At 31.1% G+C, this 16,000-nt stretch carries 14 protein-coding genes; 8 read left to right on the top strand and 6 right to left on the bottom strand.

Annotation, left to right across the window (positions count from 1 at the left end; genetic code table 11):
* Nucleotides 1-61: 61 nt before the first annotated feature.
* Both nrdD and METVU_RS00630 read right to left on the bottom strand, forming a co-directional pair.
* The gene (gene nrdD, locus METVU_RS00635) at nt 62-2,356 is read right to left on the bottom strand and encodes an anaerobic ribonucleoside-triphosphate reductase (RefSeq protein WP_012819545.1); all 2,295 of its coding nucleotides are present in this window, start codon (nt 2,354-2,356) and stop codon (nt 62-64) included.
* Between the two features lie 318 nt (nt 2,357-2,674).
* Complete coding sequence (locus METVU_RS00630; RefSeq protein WP_153232550.1) at nt 2,675-3,979, bottom strand: single-stranded-DNA-specific exonuclease RecJ; 1,305 nt, start codon at nt 3,977-3,979, stop codon at nt 2,675-2,677.
* A gap of 186 nt (nt 3,980-4,165) precedes the next feature.
* Between METVU_RS00630 and larE the strand changes: the two genes are divergently transcribed.
* The gene (gene larE / locus METVU_RS00625) at nt 4,166-4,918 is read left to right on the top strand and encodes an ATP-dependent sacrificial sulfur transferase LarE (RefSeq protein WP_012819542.1); all 753 of its coding nucleotides are present in this window, start codon (nt 4,166-4,168) and stop codon (nt 4,916-4,918) included.
* Here larE and prf1 read toward each other — a convergent pair.
* The 3 genes from prf1 to METVU_RS00610 all read right to left on the bottom strand — a co-directional run bounded on the left by prf1 (nt 4,912) and on the right by METVU_RS00610 (nt 7,595).
* Nucleotides 4,912-6,177 carry a peptide chain release factor aRF-1 gene (prf1, locus tag METVU_RS00620; protein ID WP_012819541.1) on the bottom strand — a complete coding sequence of 422 codons (1,266 nt, stop codon included), beginning with the start codon at nt 6,175-6,177 and terminating at the stop codon, nt 4,912-4,914. The genes larE and prf1 overlap by 7 nt on opposite strands.
* 189 nt (nt 6,178-6,366) lie before the next feature.
* The gene (locus METVU_RS00615; RefSeq protein WP_012819540.1) at nt 6,367-7,176 is read right to left on the bottom strand and encodes an SPFH domain-containing protein; all 810 of its coding nucleotides are present in this window, start codon (nt 7,174-7,176) and stop codon (nt 6,367-6,369) included.
* A gap of 2 nt (nt 7,177-7,178) precedes the next feature.
* On the bottom strand, nt 7,179-7,595 hold the full coding sequence (locus METVU_RS00610; protein WP_012819539.1) for an NfeD family protein: 417 nt from the start codon (nt 7,593-7,595) through the stop codon (nt 7,179-7,181).
* Nucleotides 7,596-7,958: 363 nt separating this feature from the next.
* Between METVU_RS00610 and METVU_RS00605 the strand changes: the two genes are divergently transcribed.
* Nucleotides 7,959-8,642 (top strand): peptidylprolyl isomerase, encoded by a 684-nt coding sequence (locus METVU_RS00605; RefSeq protein ID WP_012819538.1) that lies wholly within the window; start codon nt 7,959-7,961, stop codon nt 8,640-8,642.
* Between the two features lie 207 nt (nt 8,643-8,849).
* Nucleotides 8,850-9,755: a GTP 3',8-cyclase MoaA gene (gene moaA, locus METVU_RS00600; protein WP_012819537.1), complete on the top strand. Its 906-nt coding sequence runs from the start codon at nt 8,850-8,852 to the stop codon at nt 9,753-9,755.
* Here the strand turns inward: moaA and METVU_RS00595 are convergent.
* Nucleotides 9,738-10,514 (bottom strand): ATP-binding protein, encoded by a 777-nt coding sequence (locus METVU_RS00595; protein ID WP_012819536.1) that lies wholly within the window; start codon nt 10,512-10,514, stop codon nt 9,738-9,740. The two genes, moaA and METVU_RS00595, sit on opposite strands and share 18 nt — an antisense overlap.
* A 457-nt stretch (nt 10,515-10,971) precedes the next feature.
* Between METVU_RS00595 and METVU_RS09190 the strand changes: the two genes are divergently transcribed.
* From METVU_RS09190 to METVU_RS09025, 5 genes are all read left to right on the top strand, one after another.
* On the top strand, nt 10,972-13,575 hold the full coding sequence (locus METVU_RS09190; RefSeq protein ID WP_012819535.1) for an S-layer protein: 2,604 nt from the start codon (nt 10,972-10,974) through the stop codon (nt 13,573-13,575).
* Nucleotides 13,576-13,653: 78 nt separating this feature from the next.
* Nucleotides 13,654-14,265, top strand: a complete 612-nt coding sequence (locus METVU_RS00580; protein ID WP_012819534.1) for an OB-fold nucleic acid binding domain-containing protein — start codon at nt 13,654-13,656, stop codon at nt 14,263-14,265.
* Nucleotides 14,266-14,364: 99 nt separating this feature from the next.
* The gene (locus METVU_RS00575) at nt 14,365-14,991 is read left to right on the top strand and encodes an archaetidylserine decarboxylase (RefSeq protein ID WP_394296112.1); all 627 of its coding nucleotides are present in this window, start codon (nt 14,365-14,367) and stop codon (nt 14,989-14,991) included.
* Entirely contained in the window at nt 14,945-15,853 is a 909-nt protein-coding gene (locus METVU_RS00570; RefSeq protein WP_048196652.1) for a hypothetical protein, read from the top strand. The genes METVU_RS00575 and METVU_RS00570 overlap by 47 nt, the downstream gene beginning before the upstream one ends.
* Nucleotides 15,841-15,999: a hypothetical protein gene (locus METVU_RS09025; RefSeq protein WP_012819531.1), complete on the top strand. Its 159-nt coding sequence runs from the start codon at nt 15,841-15,843 to the stop codon at nt 15,997-15,999. The genes METVU_RS00570 and METVU_RS09025 overlap by 13 nt, the downstream gene beginning before the upstream one ends.
* Nucleotide 16,000: the final 1 nt, after the last annotated feature.

Here is a 16,000-nt window from a genome sequence, read left to right as displayed (position 1 = left end):
ATTTTTAACTTTTTTTAACCTTTATTTATTGAATAAATAAGAAATAAAAAAATAAGGGAAGTTAAATTCTTAGCATTTTTCTATCGATTAATTCTTTCTGTTTTGCTTTGTTCCAGTTGGCTACGTTTTGTAAATAGCCAGTAATCCTACTAAATTTAGCCACATTTTCAGAACCGCAGTTTACACACTTGTCTCTCAAACCACCAACACTCAACCCACACTTATTACAAACACTCAAATTCTTTGTATACGTCCAATAACCAATGTTAGTTCTTGTTATTTTCTTAGTTATGTCCATTAACACTTCTGGATCTGCCGCCGCCTCCATATTCCACACATGCATTATATGCCCACCATTACATAAAGGATGAAACTTCTCCTCAATCCTAACCTTCTCTCCCAACGTTATTGGAGCATCAACCCTAACATGAGATGAGTTTGTATAATACAAAGTATTTACATCGTTTAAATCTCCCCTAACAACGGTCTTAGCTTGATCTCTAAAGTATTTATAATCCAATTTCGCCATTCTTCCTGCTAAACTCTCAGCTGGTGTTTGTGTGACAGTCCACCTCAGGCCAGTTTCTTCCTTCAACCTATCAGCATAATCCCTCATGTAGCCAATAACCTTTTCACCAAACTTAACCGCCTCTTTTGAATCATGCAACTCCTCCCCCAAGTGAAATTTAAGCATCTCATTCAACCCAACAAACCCAAACGTTTTGGTTGTATTCTCATACCTATAATACTGCCCATCATCAAACTCCTGCGTTAAGAATGAAAGCATCTTATCAACATACAACCTCTCCAAAGTAACCTCATGCTTTATTAATAACGCCTCCTTAACCAACTCCAACCTCTCATGTAAAATTTCAAACAACCTATCATCATCCCCACTCGCCTCATAAGCGATCCTTGGTAAATTTAGAGAATACCACTGCATATTTCCAGTTCTTAAAGTGTCTATCTCAGCATCCCCAGTCCAATTCCCACTTAAACGAGTTCTGCAACCCATACTGTTAGTATTAACAACCTGCCAATCAGGAAGCATATTTATAAAATAAGGAATACCAAACTTAGCAGACAACTCATGAATCTTAACCATTAACTCCTCATTCTCATTACTAAAAGCATTATCCCTCAACTTAATTATAAAATTCGGAAAGATAAACGGTTTACCCATCGCATCCCCTTCCATCATCACATCAACCAACGCTTCCAAAATCAACTTTGCCTCCTCCTCATAATCCCCATAAGTTCCTCTCGTTGTTCCAGCTATTACTGCTGGCTTATCCCTCAAAAACTCTGGAATTTCCAACTCCAAGTTTATACTACTAAAAACACACTGCCCTCCCCTACTAACATACATCTGATTCATCTCATAAATAAACATCTGCATTAACTGCTTTATCCTCTCATAACTCAATCCCCTGACATAAGGAGCTAACCAAACATTAAACTCATCAATACTCTGCCCCCCACTCATGTTGGTTTGTGCTGCCATCATAACTTTTGCAGCATGCTGTATAGCAACTTCAGGATGCTTAGCTGGTTTTGAAACACAAGTATGCAATCCAGTCCCATCCACTTTCAACCCATGCATAAAGAAGGGTCTTAAATCATGTTGCAAACAAACAGGCCTTGTTGCAGCATACTCTAAATCATGCAGGTGTATATCTCCCTTTATATGAGCATCAGCAATATGTTTCGGAAAGATTGCTAATAAAGCATATTGCTTCATTGTTTCATCAGCAACCCACTTATGAATTGATTCTGGATTATACATTAAGTTAGCATTCTCTCTCGAACCCATTTTTAACAGTTTTGTTATATCATAAATAGGCATTCCTAATCTTGTGTGTTTATGCCTTAACTCTTCAAACCCATACTCTAACAGTTTCGCATTAACAATCTCTCTAATCATTGGAGCAGTTAAATATTTCACATTAAGTTTTTTCAACTCTAACTCAACTTCATCAGCTATTTTTTGAGCTATTTTTTTATCTGCTCCTGCCTCTTTTACTAATGCCTTAACTATCTTCTCTTTATCAAATGGCTCAAACTCCTTTTCTGAAGTTCTAACTTTTAAAATTACTTTATTTTTATAGTTTTCAGCTATTTTCGGATCTGTTCTTTTTAATATGTCATAAACAATATTTTTTAGCTCTTCAGTAGACATTCCATTGTAAACTTTTGTATATATTTCAGATAGTATATTTTCCAGATCTCCATAATTTACTCCGCTGTTTATTAGAGATTTCACTAATTTGTTTATATTAAATTTCTCTTCTCGCCCATCTCTTTTTATTATTTGAAGTTTTAATTTTTCTTCGGAAAAATTCTTAACACTTATCATCCAACCACCTAAACACCGTGTATACAGAAAAATCTCGCTGAATTTTTATTCAATTTTATTTAATTAGTAATCTAATTTTCATGTCGGAGTGTTATGTAGTTATTTCGTAAGTGGCATATATACCTAACGGAATGAATTTCTGCTTAAATACTTTAAATAGGTGCGATAACCTTTTAATAAGGTATATAAATACTAAAAAATTGCTTTATTAAATTAAAGGGTCGTTTATATTGATTTATTACTTTACATTAAGTATTTCACATATATTGAACAAAAAACGTTTAAATATGAAAGTATTTAAAATGGATAAAAAAAGAACTATTGATTTTTCTTAGAATTTAATTGCTCTCCTATAATTTCATCTACTCTTTTCAAAAAATCCATAATTTTATCTTTTGGAACAACAGCTCCTGATGCAACATTATGTCCTCCTCCGGTTCCGCCAAATTCCTCAGCTACTGCCATCGCAACACTTAGATTTAAACCTCTATTTACCAAATCCCTATTCCCTCTTGCAGAAAATTTGGCAATATCTCCCTCGATATGATAACCAATAACTGGTTTTTCATCTGCCAGTATTGAGGCGATTATTCCAATCATTCCCTTTTTTCCTTCAAAATAGAGTATGTTCTTTAAACTCTCTAATTTAACACTTTTTAACTCATTAATTAAGTTTTTCTTATATTTCCATAAGATATTTTTACCGATATTTATGCATTCTTCATCTTCCAAACAAATACCTATTCCAACTGCAAAAAGCCCATTTCTACCAACGGCATTTAACATCTCTGACATTAAAAATGCATCTTTTACTTTATGTTCAATTATAAACCTATTAACAGTTAAATTATCAATTTTTGGGTATCTAAATAGAATTGAAGATAATAATTTTTTTCTTTCAGATTCGTCCAAATACTTCTTATTGGGGTCTATTCCAATTTCTTTCAAGAATTTAAATGCTTTGCTTTCTGATGCAAGATCTGGAATATATGGCTTTGTGCAATATGCAATCGCTTTATACATCTCAACATCATATATATTATAAACTATATCATTAACGATCTTTACAAATCTATACTCTCTTGCCTCATTCACTATAAATTTATTTAAACCTAAAAGAGGAGAGTATTGCATATCTCCAATAATCCCAACTATTGCTAAAACACTTAGGTCATAATAACCAAATTCCCTCGCTACTAAATAACAGACCCCGCTTGCAGTTATCTCCTTGGCTCCATCAATTCCAAAAATGTGAGGATTTAGTTGGATAATATCTCCTAAAAAACTCTCTTTTATCTTTGGAGGATGATGATCCAAAATTATAGCATTAAAATTATTCTTCATTATCTCTTCTATCTGTCCACTTCCCATATCTGCAAATATAAAAAGGGGCTTATTTACTTCATTTTCCTTAGCCAATTTTTCAATAACCTCTTTTGATAGATGTTCAACAACAGTTAAATGAAATAATTTGTTCGTCCTTAATAACATTTTAACCAATATTCCCCCACTACTTAATCCATCTGTATCGTGATGAGTTATAACTCTGATATAACCATTATGGTTTAATATTTTCTCCTTTATGGCTTTAACAACTTCTTCCATCTCTTTAAGTTTCTCCATTACCATAACATCCCACCTTAAACATCTTGATTTATCATAAATGTTCAACTAATCTTTTATACTTTATACTTTTATTTCTTACATCACAATCATAGTAAGATGCATAGAATTTTATATAGAAGGATTTTAATAGAAATAAATACTCATTTTCTCTAAATTTTTTATTAAAAATTATCATGGGAGATCATGTCAAAAAACCTTGAAAAGATAAGAAAATATTTAAAAGATCATTTTTTTAAAAAACGAGTTATTATTTCTTATTCTGGAGGGATAGACAGTTTACTCCTTTCTATTCTTCTATCTGAAGTTGCAGAAGTATTATGTATTTTTATAAAAACGCCATACATCTCAAACTGGGCTTTAAAAAATGCAATTAAAAATGCAAATCAATTTAATTTAAAACTTAAAATTATAAATGTTAATAAGATGGTTGAAAACAGGGAGGAGAGGTGTTATTATTGTAAAAAGATGTTTTATAATATATTGAGTAGGGAAAAAGATGTTAATGAATATGATCTAATTGTTGATGGAACTAATTATGATGATCTCTTTGACAATAGACCAGGATTGAAAGCTAAAAATGAATTCAAAATTAGATCTCCATTTGCAGAATTAAAAATAAGAAAAAAAGAGATTTTAAAGATTGCCAACGAGTTAAATATATCCATACCTCCAAAAGAGACATGTCTGCTAACAAGATTTGAATATAATAGAAAAATATCAATTAGCGATCTAAAAAAGATTGAGGAATTAGAAGAATTTTTAAGAAATTATGTAAAGGGAGCTATAAGAGTTAGGGACTATAAAAATTTGGCTATTATTGAGATTGAAGATGATTTAAACGATATAATTAATAAAAAAGAAGAAATTATTAGAAAATTTAAAAGTTATAGGTTTAAAAAAGTATGTATAAATTTAGAGGGTTATAAAAGTTATTGATGGATTTTATATCTCAATATAGCAGCTATTCCCTTAAATGCATTTAAAATCATAGCCCCCTCTTCGGTCTCTGAAGAAACAGTTAAAAGTTTAGTCCCACTCTGCTCACACAACTCTGAGAGGTATTCTATATAGTCCTTTTCTTCAACAATACTTAAAGCCCCTCCACATTTTGGACATTGAGCATTTTTTATTTCTTCCTCTAATTTCATAAGCTCAATTTTATCCACTGTTTTTTCTTCTAAATAATCGCAATTGTTGCATGCTATTTTTACTTTATACTTCTCTAACTCTTCGGAAACTATCAAAGTATCAACAGCTCCCATCATTAACGCTTCTAACACCTCTTTTTCCCCATAACAAGCTAATCCTCCATCCTCTTTTATAAGCTCTTTTAAAAATCTTTGGACAACTTCTCTCTCTTTCATCAACTCTACATCCTTTAAAAGTGGGGCTGCCTTTTCGAGTAATTCCCTAATTCCAAATTCCTCAGTGTAGCAGAGATCGTAAGTGTCTAAAACAAGTTTTTTTAGTTCATGATGGAGATAGTCCCCTTCAACAAACTCGTTTTTAGTATGACCCGGGCCTCCAACTAAAATTCCCCTAAGTTTTTTTTCCTGCAATAAAGGAAGAAACTGTTCATTAGCTTTTTCTCCAACTCTTTGCAGGAACTCATGTGCTGCTAAGTCAATAAGTCGTTCTAATCTTCTCGCTGATTGCCCTCCTGCTTTAAACTTTCCTGGAACTCCACTTGTCAACTTTTTTAATACGTTTATGTTTCTTCCTTTAACTAATGCAATTGTTGCTTCATTTCTATCAACTAATATTATTCCATAAACATCTTTATCTTCTAAAAAGCTTTCTAATGGCTCTAAATAAAATTCAGAATCACATCTATAAACATATGTCTTTATTGGTTCTGGTGGCTCTATAACATACGTCTCCATTTTTTCAGTTCCAGGACCTCCTCTTGGGATCATTCCTGCAAAGATCACCACACCTTTTTCGAGTGGCTCCTTCAATAGTTTTAATCTCTGCAATATCGCTTCTATTGCCGATTGGACATTTTTTCTTGTGCTTTTACTTTTAATATTTGAGGCCTGAGACATCTCCTCTCTTAAATGTTGGGCTACGTCAGATATTCTCCTACCTGCGGGAATATATAAACTAATAAGTTCAGTCCCTTTACCTTTTTTAGTTTTTAATTCTTTTATCATCTTTTTAAATAAATATGTCTGTTTTGAATCGCTTGATGCCATAGTTTCTCACCATTTTTGCACCTAATATTTTTGTTTTGTTGATTTAAATTTTAATTTAAATTTTAGTTCTATTTATAAAATTTATAAAATCGTAAAATTAAATATTGTGTTTATTGTTTTTCGCAAAAAATTGTTAAAAGAGATATTAAATTGATGATTTATATATAATTTTGCCAGTTTTGTTTATCATTATTTATCTTTTTTAATAAGGTTTTTAACAACATCCAAAATATTCTCAGAGATTACATACTTAGAATTATCTTTTAAAACATTATTTGCCACTTCTAATGCTTTATACAATTGAGCTTCATCTTTAAAGTATTGCCTTGCTGCTTCTGCAACTATCTGTATTGCCTTTGCCTGACCCTCTGCCTCAATTTTCAAACTCTCAGCGATTCCTTGTGCCTTTAAAATCCTACTTTGCTTTTCTCCCTCTGCTTCCAATATTGCCGCTCTTTTCAATCTTTCTGCTTTCATCTGTTGAGCCATTGCATTTTTAATATCCTCCGGAGGATCTATTTCTTTAACTTCAACTTTCTCAATCCTAACTCCCCATGAATCCGTCTCTCTATCTAATATCTCCAATAATTTTGAATTTATATACTCTCTTTTGTTTAAAACTTCATCTAACTCCATACTTCCAATTATTGCCCTCAATGTTGTTTGTGCTAAATTTATTATTGCATATTCGTAATCTTCGACCTCCAAAAGTGCTTTTTCGACATCTATAACCCTATAATAAACTACTGCATCTACCTTAACCACTGCATTATCTTTTGTAATCATCTCTTGCGGAGGAATATCTGTAACCCTTGTTCTCATATCTACTTTAACAGGAACATCTAAAAATGGGATTATAATATTAATTCCTGGCTTTAACTTTCCTATAACTTTACCTAATCTAAATATAAGACCTCCTTCATACTGCTTAACAATAACGACAGCTTTTACTATTATAAAAAGGGCAATTATTCCCAAAATAATCCAAAACCAAGACATGATCATCCCTCACTAACTTTTTGAACAATTAAAGAAACCCCTTCAACTCCAACAATCTTAACTTTATCTCCTCGCTTTATTTTATCCTTTGATTTTGCTTGCCATACTTGGTTCTCCACTTCTATTCTCCCATAGCCATTCTCTTTAAAATCTTCAATTGCTCTTCCAATCATTCCAATAAAACGCTCGGCACCAACTTTTATATCCTTTCCAGAGGAATATACAAACTTATATAGGCATATAACTGTCAAAAAACCTGCAACTATTGCAGATACAAATGCATACTGTGGAAATAACAATAAGAAAACACCATATACAACCAAAGCTATACCCCAGGCAGGAAAATACAGACCTGGAATAACCACCTCTAATGCGATTATCAAAAATCCTGACAATATAAACACATAGCCAATTTCCATTCCTCCCTCCCGTCCAAAATTTTGATTAAAAAATTTGTCAATAATAATTAGTTTTATCCCTATATTTAAAATTTCCTATTTTATAGTGTTTTATTCGCTATATTTATATAAGTGGTAGGTGTTAAATAAATGTCTCAAATAAAATCAAACGCTTTAACTATAACCTATTCAAATATCTTGACGAACTTACCATCATAACCAAGACATTAAATTCAATAAAACAAGTGAGAAAGAGGAAAAATATAAGATTTAACAATACAGAAATTAAAAATAACACAACACTAACAATGCGACGTTAGCTAATAAAAAGTATTATAGTATTATAAAAAATATAAAAAGAAACGATTAATCGAGGTGAGCAATATGGTAGAAAAAGGAAAAATGGTAAAAATAAGTTATGAAGGATACGTAGATGGGAAATTATTTGATACAACAAATGAAGAACTTGCTAAGAAAGAAGGAATTTACAGTCCTAATATGGTATATGGGCCTGCAACAATATTTGTAGGAGAAGGGCAAGTTCTTCCCGGATTAGATGAGTTATTGTTAGAAATGGATGTTGGAGAAGAGAGAGAAGTTGTTCTTCCACCAGAAAAAGCATTTGGTAAAAGGGATCCATCTAAGATAAAACTAATTCCAATGTCTGAGTTTAAAAAGAGAGGAATCAAACCATTTAAGGGCATGGTTATAACGATTGATGGAGTTCCTGGAAAGGTTGTAAGCATTAACAGCGGGAGAGTGTTGGTTGACTTTAACCATGAATTGGCAGGTAGGGAAGTCAAATATAAAATAAAAATTGAAGAAGTTATCGATGACAAGAAGGATATTGTTAAAGAAATAATAAAAATGTATGTTCCAAGATTAGATAACGTAAAAGTGAGTATAAGAAACGGGACAGTTAAAATTGAACTTCCAGAATTTGCTCCATTTATTCCAAATATCCAAACGGCTAAAATGGCTATTGCCAATGAAATACTAAAAAGATTACAAGACGTTGAGAAAGTTAGCTTCGTTGAGACATTTGAAAGAAAAAAGACAGAAGAATAAAGTGTTAGTAATCAGATCTAATTAACCAACTATTTTTATAATTAATCAATACTAATTCTTTTTTAGCATTGAAATTTTTATCATTGAGAATTAAAAGATTAAATATAAGAGCGGTTAAACTTCATTAAACTCAATATTTTAATGTTAAATATTAACAAAGTGTTAATATTCACACTTAAATCATAAAATTAAAAATAAGTGGAAAATATGAAAGACAGATTTGGAAGAGAGATAAGATCGCTCAGAGTGTCAATAACAAACAAATGCAATTTAAAATGCTTTTACTGCCATCAAGAAGGCCATCTATCAAACAACAACCGATCTATGACTGCTGAAGAGATCGGAAAGATAGTAAGAACATCCACAAAATTTGGAGTAAAAAAAGTAAAAATTTCTGGAGGAGAGCCACTATTACGAAAAGACGTTTGTGATATTATTAAAAATATCAAAGATGAAAGAATAAAAGATATATCTTTAACAACTAATGGAATTTTATTGGAAAATCTTGCTGAAAATCTCAAAAATTCTGGATTGGATAGAGTAAACGTCAGTTTAGACACATTAAATCCTTTTTTATATAAAAAAATTACGAGATTTGGAGATGTAAATCGTGTGATAAGTGGAATAAAAAAGGCAGTAGATGTAGATCTAACACCAATAAAAATAAATTTCTTAGCAACAAGCATAAATATCTCTGATCTAAAAAATATAATGGAATTTTGTAAAGATGTTGGGGCAATTTTGCAGATAATCGAATTTATTCCATTAAACAAAGATCTAAAAAAATATTATGTTGATATAACACCAATAGAGAACGAAATCAAAGAAAAAGCAGATAAAATAATTACAAGAAAATTCATGCAAAATAGAAAAAAATACATTATTGATGGCTTAGAAATAGAATTTGTTAGACCCATGGATAACACAGAGTTTTGTTTACACTGCACAAGAATAAGGTTAACTTATGATGGATATTTAAAACCATGTTTATTAAGAGATGACAATTTAGTCGATATTTTAACCCCTTTGAGGAAAGGAGACGATTTAGAAAAATATTTTATCGAATGTATAAAGAGAAGAGAGCCGTATTTTAAATTAAGCAGAGGTATTTAAATTCAAAATGTTATTAAATATCTCCTCTATTTCCTTTACAACTTTTGAATCTAAGTTGATAAGCTTTCCTGAAAATTCACATTTAATAACTTCCTCATCATAAGAAACAACTCCAAAAACTTCCAAACCAAGTTCTTCTTTAATAATCTCTTTCAAACTCTCTTTATCATCTTCTCTTACTTTGTTAACAACAACTCCAACATTTTTTATTCCTAAATCGTTAGCTAATTTTTTCATTCTTTTTGCAGTTATCAGTGATTTTTTTGTTGGTTCTACAACGATAAGCATTAAATCAACTGTATCTATTGTTTTTCTTCCAAAGTGCTCAATCCCTGCCTCCATATCTAAAATAACAACCTCATCCCTCTTTAAAATTAAATGCCTTAATAATCTTCTTAATAAAACAGATGCAGGGCAGACACAACCTTCCCCTCCTTCTTCAATAGTGCCCATAACCAGAAGAGTTATGTTATCTCCTACTTTATACCCCACCTTATCTACCAAATCATCAACTTTTGGATTTATCTTAAAAATATTCCCATAAGTCCCTGGTTTAGCCCCAGTTCTTTCTTCTATAATATCATTTCTCTTTGATAAAGGAACTATATCTTCCTCAATTCCAAATGCTAACGCTAACGTAGGGTTTGGATCACAGTCAACTCCAATAACCTTAAATCCATTTTTTTCAAATAATCTCATTAATGTTGATGAGATAAACGTTTTTCCTACTCCTCCTTTTCCAGTTATTGCTATTTTCATTTTTATCACGTTATTTTTATTTGTTCGATTTTTCTTATTCAGCCCTTAACTTATCAAATCAGTTTAACCGCTATTATTTGTATTGGATACTTTTAAGATATTAATAATCTTTTCTCCCAAATTTTTTATACTAATATGAATTTTCCTATCTGCTCATTAAAACCTTCTAATATTTTTGAGAGATCCTTATGAGACGTATATAAATATTAAAGTAAATTAAAATAAATTCTTAATCGTTTAAAAAAGTTGCAAACATTTACAACCTTTTTTATTAATAAAATAACACAAATGACATAATAGATTAAAATTATATTCATATTTACAACCATTCTTAGGATGAAACTATTGTTACAACCGTTTCATATAGTAAGATTTATATAGTAGTTCGTCGAAGGTATATACCGTCAATCAAATAACAACACAAAAAATATTACAAAAAATTATATGGTGATAAAATATGGCAATGAGCTTAAAGAAAATAGGTACCTTAGCAATAGGAGGGGCAATGGTAGCTACTGCCTTAGCAAGCGGAGTTGCTGCTGAAGTTACAACAATAGGATTCAGCGATTACAAGGACTTAAAAGCTGACTTAGTTAAAGATGGACAGCCAAACTGTTATGTTGTTGTTGGAGCTAACGCACCATCAACAATGGACGTTGTTTCAGCTGCTGACATCGCTGCAAAAATAGGAAGCTTATGCTACAAAGAAGGAACAGTTACAGATGGAAAAGCATTATTAGATGTATATGCAAAATCTGAATCAGACGATTTTGATCTAACTAGAGATTGGGATACTGCAATTCCATTAATCTCAACATCTTCAACATATACATTAGGAGAATATAATGCAAAAGTCACAGTTAATATATCGGACAATTATGAAAAATACTTCAATAATAACTCAATAATCGATCTAATATCATTTAAAGATAAAAATATCAATTCGATCCCTTCAAATGATATTTCATATAATAATAACAATATTAGTACTTTCAATAACTTAGTGACATTATCTTCCGAAGTGAATGTTCCTACATCAATTTCTAGCTATATTAATATAACAAAAGAAGGAATAACTACCGAATATAAAAGAATTATTGATATGTCTTTAGTTGGATCTTCTTCCGGTTTTAATACATTAAATGTTGGTGATATTATAGAAGATCCATATACTGGATCAAAAATCATAATTACCGATATTAATAATGCAGGTATCAATTATTACGAATATATCGGCCAAAGTATTCTAGAACCTACTACAGTTCCGAGTGTGTATAATACAACCATTGATAATTATTATGTAGAATATAACCAGACCTCAGATAATATTATCTTAAAAGATGAGAGCACTGGTGCAGTTTACATCAATGCTACAGTATCCAACCTTCAAGCATTAGGAACTGACGTGTACTATATATATAATGAGTCTAGTAACACTGGTCTAATATTTAACAAAAAAGGAAATATCGTTTGCATTATTAAGAATCCTGGAGTTAGGACATTTGGTGAAATGTTATCTTCTTTTGAAGTCCCCCAAGGTGGAAAACAATTCGTTGCAATTACATATGAAAATGGTACGTTTGTTCCAAAAACTATAAATGATTTGATAAATGTATCTGAAATTGTAGGTATTGGGGTAGTTTATGATAGTTATAAAATATACAATGCTGTAGGTGATGAAATAGAAAAAATAAAGGTTACAAATGAAGCTGCATTACCTGAAAATGGGAAAATAGTATTTATTTCAGCTTCGGATAGCGATTATGCAGATAGCTTAGCGAAAGAAGCTGAAGATGCATTCTCAGGAGATCATTTGTCAGACATAATTTCAGGAACTGATGTAAGAGTAAAATCATTGGGAGTATTGCCTACCGCATTGAAAATTGATGACATAGATCCAGATGATTGGTACACTGAAACTAAAGACGATGATGCCGGAGAGATATTTGTAGTTTCTGTAAAAAACGATTCTGACGACGGTATAACAATTAAGAAAAGAGAAGCACTATATATGTCCTTAGCATATAAAGATGGAGATAGTAATATCGAAGATACTGTTCCTATAAAACCAGGAGATAGAATACCATTTTTAGGAAAAGAAGAAGCTGTAGTTAAAATAGATTCTGATAAAGATGCAATTTATTTAGGAGATCCCGTCTACGAAGGGGTAATGAAAGAAGGTTCCGAAATAGATGTCGGAAATGGATATTCTGTAAAAGTAAAGCAGGTTTTAAAATCAACTAATCCAGGAGAGTATAAAGTAACCGTAGACATTATTAAGGACGGAACTGTAGTAGCTGAGAAATCGGACACTGTAGATACTAGTACAGGACAAACAATGAAGTTTGTATATGGAGGTATTGGTGTCGTCGTACATACTGCTTGGATGAATATTGGTGAAACCCAGGGATATGCTGAACTTTTAATCACAAAAAACACTAAGGAAATAGATCTTGGTAAGAAATATATTGGAGATTATAAAGCATACGCCGTTGTTAGAAATCCATTTTCAGATGTCTTAAACTTAGAATCCGATATAAAAGACAGTGACAATATAGTAGGTATTGCTTTAAGGTATGAAGGAGATGATCTAACTTCTTTAGAAGATGGAGATAGTCTTAACATTGCAGATTACGTTTCATTCAAATTTGATGATGAAAATAAGCAGGATAGATTATATGTTTATTTCTCAATGGATAAAGAGGAGCCGTTGGAGCTTCAAACAGGAGAAACCGCTTCAATATTAAATGCAAAAATAACACTAAATAACATAGAAGGTACTGCAGTTGAGCCATGCTCATTAACAGCTCCAATCGCTAAGTTAGACAGTGAAGTTAGCTTAGACACTGCTGACAAGAACTTGGTCTTAGTTGGAGGACCTGTTGCAAACAAATTAACAAAAGAATTAGTTGAAGAAGGCAAATTAGAATTAAACAATACAAGCCCACCAACAATTGCATTAATTCCAGGAGTAGCAAACGGACACGATGTTATAGTCGTAGCTGGTGGAGATAGAGAGAAAACAAGAGAGGCAGCTTTAGAATTAATCAAAAACCTATAAATTCCCCAAAATCCTTTTATTTTTTCTTTTTTTAGATAAATTAATTTGTAAATTTGATTGATTTAATATGGTGTTAAAATGAAACTAAATGAAAAAAATGTTATGTTATTTGCGTTAACGTGTTTTATCGTTGTTTCTACTGTTTGGTTATTTTTAAACCCTATTCAACCAATAGAAAAGCATGTTTCTGATGTTAAGGAAGGGGATTACGTTATTATAAAGGGATACATCCAAGAGATGGATGTTAAAAGAGATAAGTATCGCCATGTTATTGGACTCTCACGACTTGTTATAAACGATGGAACTGGAAATATAGACGTTGTTGCCTTTGGTAAAACAAAAACAGAACTTTTAAATTACATACTGCAATATACTCCAATGATAAAGGAAGGGGACTATGTTGAAGTCAGAGGTAAGGTGTCCGTTTATAGGGGGCTGTATGAAGTGATTTTAGATAAAGCAGATGATTTTAAACTACTTAAAAAGAATAACTTCGATAGAGATATTTTCTTATCTCCAACTCCAACGAGCATTTACGCCTCTATCTATGGTAAAAAGTATCACACCCTCGATAATTGCCCATATGGGAAAAGATTAAAAAAGGAAAATATTATATACTTCTACTCAGAGGAAGATGCGAAAGCACTTGGTTATGAAAAATGTAAATGGTGCAAAGAACATGAAAATTAAAAAGAAAAAGTTTTTAAAGTGGGAAAATAATATATAACCATTATAACATAAAATCAAAAAAGTTCTGAAAATATTGAATTTTCTCTTTAATAGATGGTGATGGATATGAAGCATAAGAAGTTTTTTGCGATAACGGTATGCTCTCTATTGTTGTTTACTGTTTACTTTTATAGAGATCCCGACAGACCAATAACAAAAGGGAATAATATAATATTATCTCCCGCGGATGGGACTATTGAGTATATAAATTTTTATAAATCAGGAAATCCTGAGGTCTTTAAAGATGGAAATTGCTATGTTGTAAATGTATCCAAATACTTCCCAAATGGATGCTATGTTATCGGAATATTTATGTCTCCACTGGATGTTCATGTAAATAGAGCACCAATTGGAGGAGATGTTGTTTACATAAAACATATAAATGGGGCATTTTATCCTGCATTTCTAAGTGGAGTTCAAAAAATAAATGAGAGAAATATTGTGATTATAAAGAACGGTAGTGAATATGTCGGGGTTGTTCAAATTGCTGGATTTGTAGCAAGAAGATGTTGGCTTAAAATACATGAAGGAGAACATGTCGACATGGGAGAAAGAATAGGCATGATAAAACTTGGATCTCAAACTGCTTTAATAATTCCATCAGATTATAATCTAAAAGTTAAAGTAGGAGAGAAGTTATATGCCGGAGAAAGCATTGTTGCAATCAAAAAAGGAGAAAATAATTAACAATCTTAAAAAAGACATTTTAAAAATTCGGGAGGAGATTGGTTTAACTCCCACACAATTTGAGATTGTAGATATTAATATTGATGGGAAAATTTTAACAATATATACAAAAAATAGAACCGATAAATCCATAATCATTGGCCCGGGAGGTTGGGTGGTTGGTAAACTAAGAGAAAAGTTAAAAGATAAATTTAATATAATAAGGGTTGAAGATTATAGCGATATATTATTATTCAGAGAGAGGGTTAAACTTATAAAATCTTTTTTTAGTGATAAGGAAATACAGATAATTTGTGATTATTTCTTATCCGATAATGTTTTAAAAACAGATAATAAAGTTGTTTGTATAGTTCAATGTCAATACGATCTCTATTCTCTTTCCATATTATCAAAAATCTTTAATGTTAAAGCTATAACCTATGATTTTCCAGCTCTCGTTCCAAAGAGGACAAAAAATAAAATAACAACCTTTATAAATGAGAACAACATAGATCATGAGTTCATATCCCTTAATATTTCTAAAGAAGAACTTACTGATATTATAAAAAATTTTCCATATGGATTTTTAAAAGATAAGATAATAGACGATTTTGAGGGAGTCATATTTACAAGTTGTTTAAATTGTAGAATCTTTAAACATAAAAAGGGAATACTAATAAATTTCTTTAAATTATTTCCTCTAAAAATGAGAAAGGATGAGAAATACCTAAACTACTGCCCACTGTGCATTCAAAGTTGTAAATTTAGACAAAATTCTGAGAGATTTATAAAAAAGATTGTTGAAGAAGTGTATGTTGGATTCAAAGAGCCAACTGACGCCACTGAGGAGATCTTATCAATGGTGAAAACTTGGAAGAGATAGAAAAATTTACAATTATTGACTTAAATAGCTTAGATAATTTTATAAAAGTAGTTAGATGCCCAAATTGTTCATATGAATTTAAATGTGTTGGAGATAGAGTTATCTGCCCAAAATGTAAAATAATTATAAATTTAAAGGAAAAATAGT

This window comes from Methanocaldococcus vulcanius M7, assembly GCF_000024625.1.
Taxonomy (GTDB): Archaea; AGJL01; Methanococci; order Methanococcales; family Methanocaldococcaceae; genus Methanocaldococcus; species Methanocaldococcus vulcanius.
The sequence above is the reverse complement of the archived record's forward strand: the minus strand, read 5'-3'. Positions and strand labels throughout refer to the sequence as shown.

Bases quoted from the DNA above. Each gene is read 5' to 3' on its own strand.
- nrdD (WP_012819545.1), bottom strand. From the start codon at position 2,356: ATGATAAGTGTTAAGAATTTTTCCGAAGAAAAATTAAAACTTCAAATA.
- METVU_RS00630 (WP_153232550.1), bottom strand. From the start codon at position 3,979: ATGGAGAAACTTAAAGAGATGGAAGAAGTTGTTAAAGCCATAAAGGAG.
- larE (WP_012819542.1), top strand. From the start codon at position 4,166: ATGTCAAAAAACCTTGAAAAGATAAGAAAATATTTAAAAGATCATTTT.
- prf1 (WP_012819541.1), bottom strand. From the start codon at position 6,177: ATGGCATCAAGCGATTCAAAACAGACATATTTATTTAAAAAGATGATA.
- METVU_RS00615 (WP_012819540.1), bottom strand. From the start codon at position 7,176: ATGTCTTGGTTTTGGATTATTTTGGGAATAATTGCCCTTTTTATAATA.
- METVU_RS00610 (WP_012819539.1), bottom strand. From the start codon at position 7,595: ATGGAAATTGGCTATGTGTTTATATTGTCAGGATTTTTGATAATCGCA.
- METVU_RS00605 (WP_012819538.1), top strand. From the start codon at position 7,959: ATGGTAGAAAAAGGAAAAATGGTAAAAATAAGTTATGAAGGATACGTA.
- moaA (WP_012819537.1), top strand. From the start codon at position 8,850: ATGAAAGACAGATTTGGAAGAGAGATAAGATCGCTCAGAGTGTCAATA.
- METVU_RS00595 (WP_012819536.1), bottom strand. From the start codon at position 10,514: ATGAAAATAGCAATAACTGGAAAAGGAGGAGTAGGAAAAACGTTTATC.
- METVU_RS09190 (WP_012819535.1), top strand. From the start codon at position 10,972: ATGGCAATGAGCTTAAAGAAAATAGGTACCTTAGCAATAGGAGGGGCA.
- METVU_RS00580 (WP_012819534.1), top strand. From the start codon at position 13,654: ATGAAACTAAATGAAAAAAATGTTATGTTATTTGCGTTAACGTGTTTT.
- METVU_RS00575 (WP_394296112.1), top strand. From the start codon at position 14,365: ATGGATATGAAGCATAAGAAGTTTTTTGCGATAACGGTATGCTCTCTA.
- METVU_RS00570 (WP_048196652.1), top strand. From the start codon at position 14,945: ATGCCGGAGAAAGCATTGTTGCAATCAAAAAAGGAGAAAATAATTAAC.